Source organism: Embleya sp. NPDC005575 (assembly GCF_040605455.1).
In the GTDB taxonomy this organism is placed as follows: Bacteria; Actinomycetota; Actinomycetes; order Streptomycetales; family Streptomycetaceae; genus Embleya.
Genome location: NZ_JBEXCV010000075.1, coordinates 11,655 through 25,706 on the forward strand (window position 1 = coordinate 11,655; position 14,052 = coordinate 25,706).

A 14,052-nucleotide genomic window follows, 5' to 3' on the forward strand; every position below is an offset into this window, starting at 1 on the left:
GGTGTTCCGCGGTCACCGCGCGGCCGGGCTGAGGTCGGTCCAGTGCTCGGTGATCCAATCCAGCGCCACCGAGCGTGCGCACGGCCCGTGCACGCCGGTCCAGCCGTCCGGCACGGCGGCGAAGTCCGGCCACAGCGAGTGCTGCCCGAGGTCGTTCAGCAGAACCAGGAACTCGCCCGTGTCGTCGTCGAACGGGTTCGTCGCGGTTTCGTGGTCACGAGAGGTCATGGGAGTGGCTCTCCAACTCGATGAGGCGGACCTGGACCACACGCGCGATCTGCGCGATCGGGCCGGGCAGGGTCATGTCCTTGTGCGAGCAGGCCACGTTCGTGGTGTCGATCCGACCGCTCACGTACGGGGCCCAGGTGTCGGGGGTGAGGGTCTCGTCGATGGTGTCGACGGTGGCCCGGAAGAACAGCACGTCACCGCGGAACACCCGGTGATCGAAGGCGCGGACGAGGTGGTTGGTATTGAGGTAGATGTCGTTGAGCGCCTCGATCGTGGCCTCGTCCAGCCCGGCCAGCGCGCTGCCCTCGCGGCGCAACACCGCGATCACCTCGGCGAGTTCCAAGGGTTCGCCGGCCAGGCTCTCCGGTCCGTAGCCGCCCATGGTGAGCAGTGCCTCCAGCGCCTCCGCGAGGTCGGGCACCGGCAACTCGCGGAAACCCTCGGCCGGATACGCGTCCAGGATCGCGAGCACCTCCACCTGGTGTCCCAGGTCCTGGAGCCGGGTCGCCATGGCGTGCGCGATGATCCCGCCGGTCGACCAGCCGAGCAGCCGATACGGGCCCTCCCGATGCACCTCGCGCAGCCGGTCGACATAGTGCGCGGCCAACTCCTCCAGCGTTCGAGGCAACGGCTCGCCGGCGGTCGCGGGGCCGACGCCCCGGGCCTGGAGGCCGTACAGCGGCACATCCGTCGGCAGGTTGCGGATCAGGCCCGCGTAGCACCAGGAGAGCCCGCCGGCCGGATGCACGCAGAACAGCGGCGCCCGGTCCGCCGGGCCGGCCGCACGCAGCGGAAGCAGCACGTCCAGCGCGTCGGTGCGATCCGTCGCCTCCAACGCGGCGTCCAGGCCGGCGGCGGTGGGGGCCTGGAAGATCGTGCCGATGCCCACGTCCGCGCCCAGTTCGGACTTGATCCGCCCGGCGAGCCGGACCGCGAGCAGCGAATGGCCACCCAGGTCGAAGAAGTTGTCGTGCACGCCGACCGCGGGCACCCCGAGCACGTCGGCGATCAGCGCGCACAGTCGCTCCTCGCGCGGTCCCCGAGGGGCACGACCGGCGCCGGCCGAGGCGGTGTGGTCCGGGCGTGGCAGCGCCTTGCGGTCCAGCTTGCCGTTCGCGGTCAGCGGCAGTCGGTCGACCACGACGACCGCCGACGGGACCATGTGCGTGGGCAGCGTCGCGGCGGCGTGTTCGCGCAACGCGGGCCCGTCCGCGTCCGAGCCGGTGACCACATAGCCCACCAGTCGTTTGTCTCCGGGAGCGTCCTCGCGCAACACCACGGCGGCGTCGCGGACTTCCGGATGCGCCACCAACACCGCCTCGATTTCGCCGAGTTCGACTCGGAAGCCGCGAATCTTGACCTGCTGGTCGGCCCGGCCGAGATAGTCCAGCGTGCCGTCCGCCCGGCGCCGAGCCAGGTCGCCGGAGCGGTACATCCGAGCCCCGCGCTCGCCGAACCGGGCCGCGTGCGGATCGGCCACGAAGCGGCCCGCAGTCAGCGCGTGCCGACCCAGATAGCCGCGCGCGAGACCCTCGCCGGCGACGTACATCTCCCCGGTCACTCCGGGTGGGACCGGCTGGAGCCGGTGGTCCAGGACGTACACGCGCAGGTCCGGGATGTTCACCCCGATCGTGCTCGCGGTCCCGGCGGCGGCCGATGCGCGGTCCAGCGGGTGGTAGGAGACGTGCACCGTGGTCTCGGTGATGCCGTACATGTTCACCAGGCGCGGCGCGTCGTCGGCGTGTCGCTCGTACCAGTCGGCGAGCCGCCCCGGCTCCAGTGCCTCGCCGCCGAACACCACGTAGCGCAGCGCCAGTTCGCGTCCGGGTTGCTCCCGGTCGGCGGCGATCGACTGGTGGAACGCGGACGGGGTCTGGTTGAGCACGGTGACCCGCTCGCGGGCGAGCAGGTCGAGGAACTCGGCCGGATCGCGGCTGACCAGGTGCGGCACCACGACCAGCCGGCCGCCGAACAGCAGCGCGCCCCAGAGTTCCCAGACCGAGAAGTCGAACGCGTAGGAGTGGAACAGGGTCCATACGTCGTCCGGGCCGAAGCCGAACCAGTGGTCGGTCGCGGTGAACAGCCGGGCCACGTTGTGATGGGTGACCGGCACACCCTTGGGTCGACCGGTGGAGCCGGAGGTGTAGATCACGTAGACCGGATCGCTCGCCCGCAGCGGACGCTTGCGCTGGTGCTGACCCAGGTCGGAACTCGGGTAGGCATCCGCGTCCTTGCCGTCCACCGCAATCCGGGGCAGGTCGTGCGCGGGCAGCCGGCTTTCGGTGGCCGAGTCGGTGAGCAGGGCGACGGGCGCGGCTTCGTCGAGCATGTAGGCGAGCCGATCTGCCGGGTAGTCCGGGTCGAGCGGCAGGTAGGCGGCGCCGGCCTTGGCGACCGCGAGCAGGGCCACCACCAGTTCGGGCGAGCGCGGCAGGGCGAGCGCGACGATGTCGCCGGGCCCGATGTCGCGGGCGACCAGCAGCCGGGCCAGGCGGTTTGCCCGAGCGGACAGTTCGGCATGGCTCAGCGACAGGCCCGCGCAGCTGACCGCGATGCGCTCTGAGTGGGTCCGGGCGGCCTGTTCGTAGCGGGCGACCAGGGTGGCCGACACGGTCGCGGTCGCGGTGGGCCCGGCGTTCCACTCGACGAGCGCGCGGTGCCGCTCGGGTTCGTCGAGCAGCGGCAGCGTGTCGATCGGCGCGTCCGGGTCGGCGACGGCGGCGGTGAGCAGCGCGGTGAGCCGACGGGACAGGCCGAGCACGGTGGCCCGGTCGAACAGGTCGGTGCGGAACTCGACGAAGCCGCCGACGCCGCGCCCGGGTTGCTCGCCCACGTTCAGGGTGAGGTCGAACTTGGCCGTCCCCGACGGCACGGCCGCCATCCGCGCGGTCAGCGGACCGAGTGCGAACTCCGTGTCGGGCAACGACTGCCACGCGATCAGCACCTGGAACAGCGGGTGCCGGGCCGGCGAGCGCGGTGGGTTGAGCTCGTCCACGACCCGGTCGAACGGCACGTCGGCGTGGTCGTACCCGGCCAAGGTCGCGGTGCGCACTCGGCCCAGCAGGGTACGGAAGCTCGGCGCGCCGGAGGTGTCGGTGCGCAGCACCAAAGTGTTCACGAAGAACCCGACCAGATCGGCGGTGGCGTCGTCGTCGCGGCCCGCGACCGGGATGCCCAGCGGGATGTCGGTACCGCAACCGTGCCGGGTGAGCAGCGCGGCCAGCGCGGCCTGCACGGCCATGAACACGCTGGTGCCGGTCGCTCGGGTCAACTCGGCCAGGCCCGCGTGCGCGGTGGCATCGAGGTGGAACGGCACGGTGTCGCCCGCGTACGAGGCGACCTGCGGGCGCGGCCGGTCGGTGGGCAGGTCGAGTTCGTCCGGCAGACCGGCGAGGCTGTGCTTCCAGAAGTCGAGTTGCCGGGCGGCCAGGGGAGTGGGCGCGGCGGCGGTGCCGAGCAGCCGGGCCTGCCACGCGACGTGGTCCGGGTAGCGCACCGGCAGCGGCGTGAACTCCGGTTCGCGACCGGCGACCCGGGCCGCGTAGGCGGTGGCCAGGTCGCGCGCGAGCGGCGTGGTGGAAGCGCCGTCGCAGGCTATGTGGTGCAGCAGCAGGACCAGTGTGTGGGTGTGCTCGTCGGTGCGGAACAGCGTGCCGCGCAGCGGCGGTTCGACCGCCAAGTCGAAGCGGTACCGCACGGCGTCGGCGATCGAGTCGCCCGGGGCCGCGAGATGCAGCCCGGGTCGGGCCTGATCGACGGGCAGAATGCGCTGGTAGGGCTCGCCGGCCTCGCGCACCTCGCCCGCCTCGCGCACCTCGCCCGCCTCGCGCATCGTGCCCGGCGTGTGCGCATCGCCCACTGTGTTTGCCGAGCCCGGTGCGGTCGTCGGGTCCGTCTCGGCCGTCCCATCCGTCGTGTTCGCCTCGCCCGCGCCGCCCGCGCCGCCCGCCTCGACGCCGAGCGTCGGGTAGACCGTGCGCAGCGTCTCGTGGCGCGCCACGAGGTCGACCAGCGCGCGTTCGAGCGCGGTGTGCTCCAGCGGGCCGGTCAGGGTCAGCACGAGCGGGATGTTGTAGGTGGGGCTGGGTCCTTCGAGCCGATACATGAACCACAGCCGCTGCTGGGCGGGGGACAGCGGCAGCCGGTCGGCGGGGTGCGACACCCGTTCCAGTACCGGGCGCGGTTGTGGTGCGGTGCCGGCCCGGACGAGTTCGGCCAGCCCCGCCGGGGTCGGCCGGCGGAACACGTCGGCCAGGCCGATCGGCGCCTCGAAGTTCTCCCGGGCCCGTGCGGCCAGTCGCGCGGCGAGCAGCGAATGGCCGCCCAGTTCGAAGAAGTCGGCGTCCCGGGCCGGTTGTTCGGTCGATTCCAGGACGGCCGCGAACAGATCGCAGAGGATCTCCTCGTGCAGTCCGCGCGGGCCCTCCCGCAGACCGGGCGCGCTCGGCGCCGGGTCGGGCAGCGCGCGCCGATCGATCTTGTCGTTGGCGGTGCGCGGCAGCGCGGCCACCACGAGAACTGCGGCCGGGACCATGTGCTCGGGCAACTCGGCGGCCAGGTACGCCCGGAGCGCGTCGGGAGCCGGGTCGCGGCCGGCGGCCGGTACGGCGTAGCCCAGCAGCCGTTTGCCGTGTGCCGCGTCCCGGGCGATCACCGCGGCCTGCGCGACGTCCGGATGGGCCGCCAACACCGCCTGAATCTCGCCCGGTTCGATCCGGAAGCCGCGGATCTTGACCTGTTCGTCGGCCCGGCCGAGCAGTTCGAGCGTGCCGTCCGCACGGCGCCGGGCCAGGTCGCCGGTGCGGTACATCCGGGCGCCCGGATCGCCGTGCCCGGCCCCGAACGGGTCGGCCACGAACCGCTCGGCGGTCAGGTCCGGCCGGTTCAGGTAGCCGCGGGCCAGGCAGGCGCCGGCGATGTACAGTTCGCCGGTGACGCCGACCGGGGTGGGGCGCAGCGAGCCGTCCAGGACGTAGGCGCGCGAGGCACGGACCGGGCCGCCGGTGCCGTTCGGGCCCCAGAAGTAGGCGTCGACGGTGGTTTCGGTGGGCCCGTACAGGTTGATCGGTCGGCTGCCCGGGATCGCGGCGAGGCGCTGCCACAGCGGCTCGGCGACGCTCTCCCCGCCGACCACCAGCACGGCCGGGTGGTGCCGGTCGGGCGCGTCCAGACCTTCGGCGAGAAGCGCCTCGGCGTAGGTGGGCGTCACGTCCAGGTAGTCGATCCTGTGTTCGTGCAGGTAGCCGAGCAGGGCGAGGGGATCGCGATAGCCGGCGTCGTCGAGCAGGTGCAGCTCGTGGCCGTGCACCATCCACAACACCGGGTCCCACGAGGCGTCGAACGCGAACGACGCGCTGTGGGCGATGCGCAGCCGGGTGCGGCCGGTGCGCTCGACGGCGGGTGCGATGTGGTCGGTGCCGTGGCTCGCGTACAGGTTGGCGAGCGAGGCGTGGGTGACCGCGACGCCCTTGGGCCGGCCGGTGGAGCCGGACGTGTGGATCACGTAGGCGCTCTGCCGCAGGTGGGGCGGTTGCGGGGCGCGATCCGAGTGCGCGGCCAGTCGGGTTCGGGTGGCCGGATCGTCGAGCGACACGGCATGGATGGTGTGCGTGGGCAAGCCGGCGATCGTGTCGGTGGTGCCGATCAGACAGCCCGGCCCGGTGTCGGCCAGCACGTCGCGGATCCGTCGGGCCGGGTGGCCGAGATCGAGGAACTGGCAGACGCCGCCCGCCTTGAGCACGGCGAGCAGGGCGACCACGGTGTCCGCGCCACGGTGCAGCGCGACGGCGACCGGTACCTCGGCGGTCACACCGATGGCGATCAACTCGTGGGCGAGCCGGTTGGCGGCCGACTCGAGCTCGGCGAACGTGCGCGCGTCGGCGCCGGAACGGACCGCGATCGAGTCCGGGGTGCGGGCGGCCCGGCGGGAGTACAGCTCGGGCAGGGTGGTGTCGGCGGGCGGTTCGGCCCGACCGGCGGTGGCCTGCTCGACCTCGCCGGGGGTGAGCAGGTCGATCCGGCCGATCGGCCGCCCGGGTGCGTCGTGCAGCAGGCCGACGAGCTCGTCGAGGTAGCGCAGCAGGCCGAGTTCGTGGCCGGCCAGGGCGACGGCCGAGTAGCGCGCGGGATGGGCGTCCAGATCGATCCGCAAGCCGCCGTCAGCGGTCGGCGCCACACCGACGGCCAGGTCGTCCACCGGACCGGCGGCCAGGTTGTGCACTCGCCCGACCGCTTCGCCCAGGTCCAGGTCGCCCTCGAACGCCTTGATGTTGACCATCGGCCCGTACAGCGGTCGGGCCCGGCTCGTGGCGCCGAGTTCGCGGAGCAGGTCCTCCTGGCGGAAACGCTGGTGGCGTCGCACCGCGCGCAGTTCGAGCACGACCCGGCGGAGCAACTCGGGCGCGGTGTCCCGGGGTTGCACGCTCACCCGGAACGGCAGGATGTTGACCGTCATCGCCGGGGTACGCAGGGCGGTGGGGCTGCGTCGATTGAGCAGCGGGAGGCCGAGCACGATCTCCCGGGCGCCGGTGACGCGGTGCAGATAACCGGCGGTGGCCGCGATGAGCAGTTCGGCCCACGTGGCCCGGGCGATCGAGGCGGCCTCGGTGAGCCGTGCGGTGCGGGCGGGCGTGAGTTCGATGCTGCGGCGCACGATCGGGCCCGTGGGCAGCGGAGTTGCAGGTGCTCGGGACAGGGTGACCGGTTCGGGATGATCGGCGAGGTGATCGAGCCAGAACGCGCGATCGGTGTCGTACGCTTCGCTCCCTCGGTAGTCGGCCTCCTCCGCGACCAGCTCGCGCAGCGTGCCGAACGGGTTGGGGGTGGGCCGGTCATGGCGGGCGAAGGCGGTGTACAACTCGGCGACGCGGCGGCCGAGCAGGGTGAGCGCGTACGCGTCCACCGCGACGTGATGCACGCGCCGGTACCACCAGTGCAGGTCGTCGGCGAGCCGGAACACGGCGTGTGTGACCAGCGGGCCGGCCGTCGGGTCGACGGGTTGGGCCAGGTCCGCGCGCAGCCACGCCCGGGCCTCGGCTGCCGGGTCCTGCGCGTTGCGCAGGTCGAGCAGTCGCACCGGGTGCTCGTGGTCGGTGACGCGTTGGGTCGGGGTGCCGTCGGTGCCCGCCACCACCAGCATGCGCAGCGTCTCGGCCTCGGCCCCCACCCGGCGCAGCGCCCGGGCGAACAGGTCGGCGTCCAGCGAGCCGCGGATCTCGACCCGGTCGCCGGTGTTGTAGCCGGGATCGTCCGGCATCAGGGCCTGCGCGTAGACGATGCCGGCCTGGGCGGCGAGCAGGGGCAGTCGGGCGGTGCCGGTGCCGGTGCCGGCGCGGGCGGGCGCGTCGGCCTCGGCGGGCACGGCAGCCTCGGCGGGATCCGGGACGGTGGTCTCGGCCTGGTGGTGACGCATGGTGTGGAGACTCCCCGGGCGCGACGACGACGGGCGGCACGTACCGACCCTCGGCACGTGAAGTTAGGTAAGCCTAAGCTATCTTTCGAGGGTTCGTCAGGGTGCCCCCGGGGCGAAGAAATCTCGATGAAGCGGAGCGGAACATGAGCGTGGCCGACGTTGTGGACCGACCGGCCTCGGATGCCGACCGGGCCGCGATCCGCGATCGGGTCCGGGAAAACCAGGACGAACTGCTCGCGCTCAGCCGGCGCATCCACGCCCACCCGGAGCCGGCGTTCGCCGAACACCGGGCCGCCGAGTGGTGCGCCGACCTGCTGCGCGCCCACGGCTACGCGGTCACCGCGCCCGCGTACGGCCTGGACACGGCCTTCGTCGCGAGCATCGGCTCGGGCCCGATCACCGTCGCGATCGCCTGCGAGTACGACGCGCTGCCCGGGATGGGCCACGCGTGTGGACACAACCTGATCGCGGCGGCCGGTGTCGGCGCGGCACTCGCGCTCGGGCCTGCCGCGGACCGACTCGGGCTCACCGTGCGCGTGGTCGGCACCCCGGCCGAGGAGCGCGGCGCGGGCAAGGCGTTGCTCCTGGAAGCGGGCGCGTTCGACGGCGTGGACGCGGCGATGATGGTGCACCCGTGCCCGTTCGAGGTGGCCGAGTTCCGCTCCTTCGCGCTCGGCACGCTGTCCGTGGAATACCTCGGCACCGCCGCGCACCCGAGCCTGAATCCACACGAAGGCCGCAGCGCCGCCGACGCACTGACGGTGGCTCAGGTCGCCCTGGGCCTGCTGGGGCGGCAGTTGCCCGCGGACTGGCGGGTACACGGCATCACCACGGCGGCCGGCATCTCGCCCAACGCGGTGCCGGACCGGGCCACCGCCGAATACGAACTGCGCACCACCGACGCGGCCCATCTGGCCGAACTACGCACCCGCGTCGAGGCGTGCTTCCGCGCCGGCGCCCTCGCCATCGGCTGCGAGGTCCGGCTGACCCGCCCGGAGCCGGACTACCTCGACTTCCGCACCGACCCGACCCTGATCGCCCTGTGGCGGGCCAACGCCCGGGAGTTGGGCCGCCCGGACCCGATCGAGCGGCCCCCCTTCGCGTGCACCGACATGGGCAATGTCTCGCACACCGTCCCCACCATCCACCCGGTCCTGGACATCACCGGCGGCACATGCGGCCCACACGAGCCGGCCTTCGCCGAGGCCGCCGTCTCCCCGGCCGCCGACCGCGCCATCCTCGACGGCGCCACCGCCATGGCCTGGACCGCCGCGGACTACGCCCTCCTGCGCCGAGGCGGCGGAGCGGGCGCCACGGGAGGATAGGACCCGGGTGCCCTGTCCCGGTGAGAGCGATCCCGAGATCGGTCTCCGACCTGCGAGGGGCGGAGCGAGTGGGCCAAGGACCGTTTGGTGCTCCCGGTCCATCTGCTCCGGATTGGCAAGGGTCGGGCTTGTGTCTCGCTCCATTCGCCCCGACCGCGTCGGGTGGGTTGTCCGTGGTGGTCGTGGTGTCCTACCGCGTTTGCGGGCGGACTCGTGGCCTTCGAGGGTGCGGTCGCGGATGTATTCGCGTTCCACGCCGGACATCGCGGCGAGCACCGTGAAGATGAAGCAAGAGATCGACGCCGCAGGCGTAGCCCCGTCCCCTCACGAGGGGACGGGGCCGGTATCCGTCAGTTGGTGAACGTGTGCGTGGCAGCCGGCGAACGGTTGCCCGCGGTGTCGATCGCGACCACCGTGAGGCTGTGCGTTCTGCCGGTGGGCAGGTCACTCAGCTGCAGGTCCAGGCTGCCGTGCAGCGCGCTGAGGACGACCGGCGCGCCGCCGTCGAGCCGGTACTCGAACGAGCCGACTCCCGCGCGGACGTCCGACGAGCGCAGCGTGAACCGGGCGGTGGGCCCGCCGACCGCGGACGACGCGGCGGCGACCAGGTTCGTCGTTCCGTTGACGTCGACCGAGACGCTTCCGTCGCGCCGGTGGTACACGTTGCTCGCGACGTGCGGTGCGGCGAGCACGGTGCCCTGGCCCAGGCCGGCGAGATCGGCCGTCGAGCCCGCGGCGGCGGCCGGCTGGGCCACACCGAACCCGCCCGAGCCGTCGCCCGGATGGACCTGCGCGGCGCCCGCCCGGTCGCGTACCAGCAGATCGGCCTTGCCGTCGCCGGTGAACTCGCCGGCGTACACGCCGGTCGCGTCGCGCCAGCCCGGCCCCGACGGCGTGCCGAGGACGGTCGCGGGGCCGATGCCGGACGCGCTGCCCGCGTGCAGCGTCGCGCGCCCGTCGGTGTGGCGCACCACGACGTCGGAGTACCGCGTGCCGCGGAAGGGTGCCGTGACGACGTCGGCGACCGTCGTCCAGTCGACGTCCTTCATCACGGCGCCGGCCGGCTGAAGCACCCCGGGCTGTCCCGGAGTTCCCGGGTAGAGCAGCGCCCCGCCGGACTCGCGCGCCAGAACGTCCGGCGCGCCGTCGCCGTTGACGTCGCCGACGGCGAGGTCGAGGACCTGCGGCCCCCAGTTCGCGGCGATGCCGAGCGTCTTGTCGGCGCCGAAGCCGCCCTTGCCGTCGCTCGGCGCGTACGTCAGGGAACCCGCCGCCGGGCCGGTCACCCGCCGGTTGAGCAGGTCCGCCTTGCCGTCGCCGTTCACGTCCGCGACGAAGGTGCCCGCCGAGGTCGTCCACGTGTTGGTGTACGCGGACTTGAGCCACTTCGGCGCCTCGAAGGCGGTCGGCGTCGTGCCGGTGGCCTTGAGGAGTTCGATCTGTCCCTGACCGGGCACGGTCGCGCCGGCGTACTGGTTCGACCAGCGCACCACCAGGTCCGACCGGCCGGGCGTGGTGAACGCGCCGGCCGTGAAGTCCTCTGCGGCCGCGTACTGCCGTCCCGCGGCCGGCACGGGCGTGAAGCCCGCCCAGTTGCGCCCGTCGGCGATGCCGGTGACGGCGGTCGGGAAGCCGCCCCTGCCGTCGCCCGGGTACAGCGTCAGGCCGCCGGCGGTGTCGCGGACCAGGACGTCGGAGGTGCCGTTGCCGTCGAAGTCCCCGGCCACCAGGTCCGCGGCGTTCGTGAGGTTGTCGGTGCCCGCGAGCGTGAGCGCGACCGGCGCGCTCATGGCGTACGCGCCGCCCGCCGCCTTGGCGACGGTCTGTACGGTGATCCGGCCGTCGTTCCAGCGCACGATCAGGTCGGCGCTGGTGGCGCCGAAGACGTGGGCGAAGGCGACACCGGCCGCGTTCGTCCACGAGTCGACGGGCAGCAGCGGCACCGACGACGTCAGCAAAGCGCCCCTGCCGTCGCCCGGGTAGAACGTCACGTTGCCCGAGTTCCAGCGCACCAGCAGATCTCCGTTGCCGCTGCCGGTGAAGTCGCCCGCGGTGATGCCGGCTGCCTGCGACCATCCGGCCGCCAGCTGCCGTCCCGCGCCGAACGTGCCGTCGGCGTTGGACGGGTAGCGGCGCACGGTGCCGTCGGCGAACCGCAGCACCATGTCGGCCGTCCCGCCCGCGGTGAAGTTGCCCGCGGTACGGTCGACGGCGTTCGCCCAGTCGTTGCCCGGCCGGACGATCGTCGGCGCCACCTGCACCGTCGGCGTGGCCGGCGCTCCCGTGTCGCGGGCTCGGCGCAGCTCCGTGCGGTACATCTGGTGGTCGGACAGGCTGCTGCCGTCCCGTCCCCGCACGTCGAGCGTCTCGGTGAGGCCGGGCACGAAGTCCGCCGCGCCGGCGAAGATGTAGTCGAACTTGCGGCCGGACTCGGCCGGCAGCGTCGTCACCCGACCCGAGCGGCAGGCGGCGAGCGGCCGGCACGCGGGAGTGAAGTGGTCGCGGGCGGTCTCGTCCGCCTCGACGAACGCCCCGATGCCGTCCTGCGCCTGGTAGAGCGCGCCCAGGTTCGGGTCGCCGGGATCCGCGTTGAAGTCGCCGGCGAGGATCGTCGGGATGCCGCGGCCCCAGAACTGCAGCCGGTTCAGCACCTGCGGCACGCCCTGGGACCGCAGCCCGCCGACGCCGCCGTCGAGATGCACGTTGCAGGAGAGGTAGTCCCCCCAGTCGGCGTTGATCGCCTTCGCGCAGATGAGCGGACGCGGCTCCTTCGCCGCGTCGACCGGGTACAACACCTGGCTGTAGAACGTCGGGCTCTGTCCCGCCCGCACCAGCAGCGCGGCGCCGAACGACGTGCCGTCGCCGCCCCACTTGAGGCAGCCCTTCTGGTCGGGCTTGAGCGCGACCGCCTTCAGGTAGCGGACCTGGTAGCCCGGCAGCGCCTGGGTCAGCAGGTCGGCTTGGCCCTGGCACACCTCCTGGAGGTCGACGACGTCCGGGTTGTACGCGGTGATCGCCTGCGTCAACGACGCGGACCAGTCCGCCGGGGACAACTTCGACTGACACTTGGACTGGCCGCAGATGTTGTACGTGACGACCTTGAGCGGCGGAGCGGCGAAGCCGCGACGGGGACCGCTCGCGTCCGCGTTCGGCGTCGACTCCAAGGCGATCGCCACCGCGCCCGCCACCATCAGCAACGAGGCCGAGATCGCGGCGACGGTCCTGGGTTTTGCCCGATGTCGTCCGCGCGCGAACAGACGCTTCATTTCCAGCCTTTCGGAAGGTGCCCGCGACCACCGCATGCCCGGCACGGCCGGCGCGCATTGCGGGACTTCGGCATGCGCTGCCAGCGGATTCTCGCGGATCTCCGGCGCGTGGCGTAGTGGTCCGCGTGATCCGGATGTCCGGCCGAATATTCCGTCCGGTCCTGGGGTGTTCGGGTCGGCTCGATGACCTGCGCGCCCGTCTCACATCGACCCGGCCGCCGCTGGACGAGGGAAATGGGGCTGGTCCTATTGCGTCCCGGACAGCTGCCCTGAACGACCCTGCGGGCTGCCAGGTCGACGCCGCCGATCAGGTCCCGCGTGGCTGATCTCGCGCTCGGCAATGGCCCGGGATCCGTCCCGGATGCCTCATCGGTTCGGTTTGCCACACCCTTCGCGGGCCCGGTTGCACGACCGTGCTTTCGGGTGCTCGCACGGTAGTTGGCGGGTGGGCTTGCGCGGGATGGTGATGCGGTATCGGTGCACCCTTGAGGAGTCGTCGTGTCCGCACGCGTGGTTCATGTCCCTGGCAGCCCCTTCCTCCTGAGCCGTCGGCGGTGTTGTGCGCTGGCCGTGGCGCTCGCCGGATCGGCGGTCGCGGTGGCCACGCCGGCCACCGCCGCCGAGCAGCGGGCGCCCACCCGAGAACGGGTGCACCGCGAGGCGGAGCAGTTGCTCCGGGAGGGCGGCTACGTGAATGCCGCGATCCTGACCCGCGACGGGCGCGAGTGCGCCGAGGGGTATGCGGGACCGGCCGATCTGCGCACCGGGCGGCCCGTACCGCGTGACGCGCAACTGCGGATCGGCAGCGCGACCAAGACGTTCGTGGCCACCGTCGTACTGCAACTGGTCGCGGAGGGACGGTTGTCGCTGACCGACCCGGTGGACAAGTGGCTGCCCGGAGTGGTCGCCGGCAATGGGAACGACGGCCGTCGGGTGACGGTGCGCCACCTGCTCCAGCACACCAGCGGCCTACACAACTACTCGAACGAACTGCCGGACACTGCGGCGGGCTTCGAGCAGGCTCGGTTGCGCGGCAGCGATCCGCACGAGCTGGTGGCGGGCGCGATGCGGTTCGCGCCGAGCTTCCCGCCCGACGACCCGGCGGATCCGGCGCCGAACTGGGAGTACTCGAACACCAATTACGTGCTCGCCGGGATGATCGTCCGGCGGGTCACCGGGCGCTCCTGGGCGGAGGAGGTACGCAGCCGAGTGGTCCGCCCGCTCGGTCTGGCCGACACCTACGCACCCGGCAACGACCCGACGTTGCGCGCGCCGTACGCCCACTCCTATCACCGCTTCGCGGACCGGGGCGCCTGGGTGGACACGACCATCCGCAACATGACGTGGGGCGACGCCGCCGGTGAGATGATCAGCACCCACGCCGACCTGGACCGCTTCTTCACCGCGCTGCTGCGGGGCCGGTTGCTGCCGCCCGCCCAACTCGCCCGGATGTGCGACACCGTGCCGATGCCGGCCGACTTCGAGCAGGTCATGCCGGGAGTGCGATACGGGCTCGGGTTGATGCGCCAACCGTTGCCCGGCGGTGGATTCCGCTGGGGGCACGGCGGCGACATCGAGGGCACGAAGATCCGGATGGGGGTTACCGAGGATGGCCGGCGCAGCGCCGTGATCGTGGTCAACGGCACCTATGCGGACGACGAACACGAGCTGACCGCCGAGGTGTCCGTGCAGCGACTGATCGACCGACTGCTTGCTCCCGTGGCGTCCTGAGCACGTGGGGCACGGGTCCTGAGGCCACCGCCCGCACGCACCCGGAGACCACGTCGACACGCGTCCCGGGGCCGCGTCGGCCTCGCCGCCG

The 14,052-nt window shown here is 72.7% G+C and carries 5 protein-coding genes; 2 read left to right on the plus strand and 3 right to left on the minus strand.

Translation table 11 applies throughout. The features are described from left to right. Nucleotides 1-12: 12 nt before the first annotated feature. Entirely contained in the window at nt 13-228 is a 216-nt protein-coding gene (locus ABZS54_RS24025; protein ID WP_355539635.1) for an MbtH family protein, read from the minus strand. Then, complete coding sequence (locus ABZS54_RS24030; protein ID WP_355539638.1) at nt 215-7,639, minus strand: amino acid adenylation domain-containing protein; 7,425 nt, start codon at nt 7,637-7,639, stop codon at nt 215-217. The genes ABZS54_RS24025 and ABZS54_RS24030 overlap by 14 nt, the downstream gene beginning before the upstream one ends. Before the next feature lie 143 nt (nt 7,640-7,782). Between ABZS54_RS24030 and ABZS54_RS24035 the strand changes: the two genes are divergently transcribed. Further along, nucleotides 7,783-8,964: an amidohydrolase gene (locus ABZS54_RS24035; protein WP_355539641.1), complete on the plus strand. Its 1,182-nt coding sequence runs from the start codon at nt 7,783-7,785 to the stop codon at nt 8,962-8,964. Nucleotides 8,965-9,314: 350 nt separating this feature from the next. On the opposite strand, the gene ABZS54_RS24040 is transcribed toward ABZS54_RS24035, so the two are convergent. Next, nucleotides 9,315-12,230 (minus strand): endonuclease/exonuclease/phosphatase family protein, encoded by a 2,916-nt coding sequence (locus ABZS54_RS24040; RefSeq protein ID WP_355539644.1) that lies wholly within the window; start codon nt 12,228-12,230, stop codon nt 9,315-9,317. A 498-nt stretch (nt 12,231-12,728) separates the two neighbouring features. On the opposite strand from ABZS54_RS24040, the gene ABZS54_RS24045 reads away from it, so the two are divergent. Next, on the plus strand, nt 12,729-13,961 hold the full coding sequence (locus ABZS54_RS24045) for a serine hydrolase domain-containing protein (protein ID WP_355539647.1): 1,233 nt from the start codon (nt 12,729-12,731) through the stop codon (nt 13,959-13,961). The last annotated feature ends 91 nt before the right edge of the window (nt 13,962-14,052 follow it).

What these genes read in the sequence shown, in the direction of transcription:
- ABZS54_RS24025 (WP_355539635.1), bottom strand. Translation starts at nt 228, where the DNA reads ATGACCTCTCGTGACCACGAAACCGCGACGAACCCGTTCGACGACGAC.
- ABZS54_RS24030 (WP_355539638.1), bottom strand. Translation starts at nt 7,639, where the DNA reads ATGCGTCACCACCAGGCCGAGACCACCGTCCCGGATCCCGCCGAGGCT.
- ABZS54_RS24035 (WP_355539641.1), top strand. Translation starts at nt 7,783, where the DNA reads ATGAGCGTGGCCGACGTTGTGGACCGACCGGCCTCGGATGCCGACCGG.
- ABZS54_RS24040 (WP_355539644.1), bottom strand. Translation starts at nt 12,230, where the DNA reads ATGAAGCGTCTGTTCGCGCGCGGACGACATCGGGCAAAACCCAGGACC.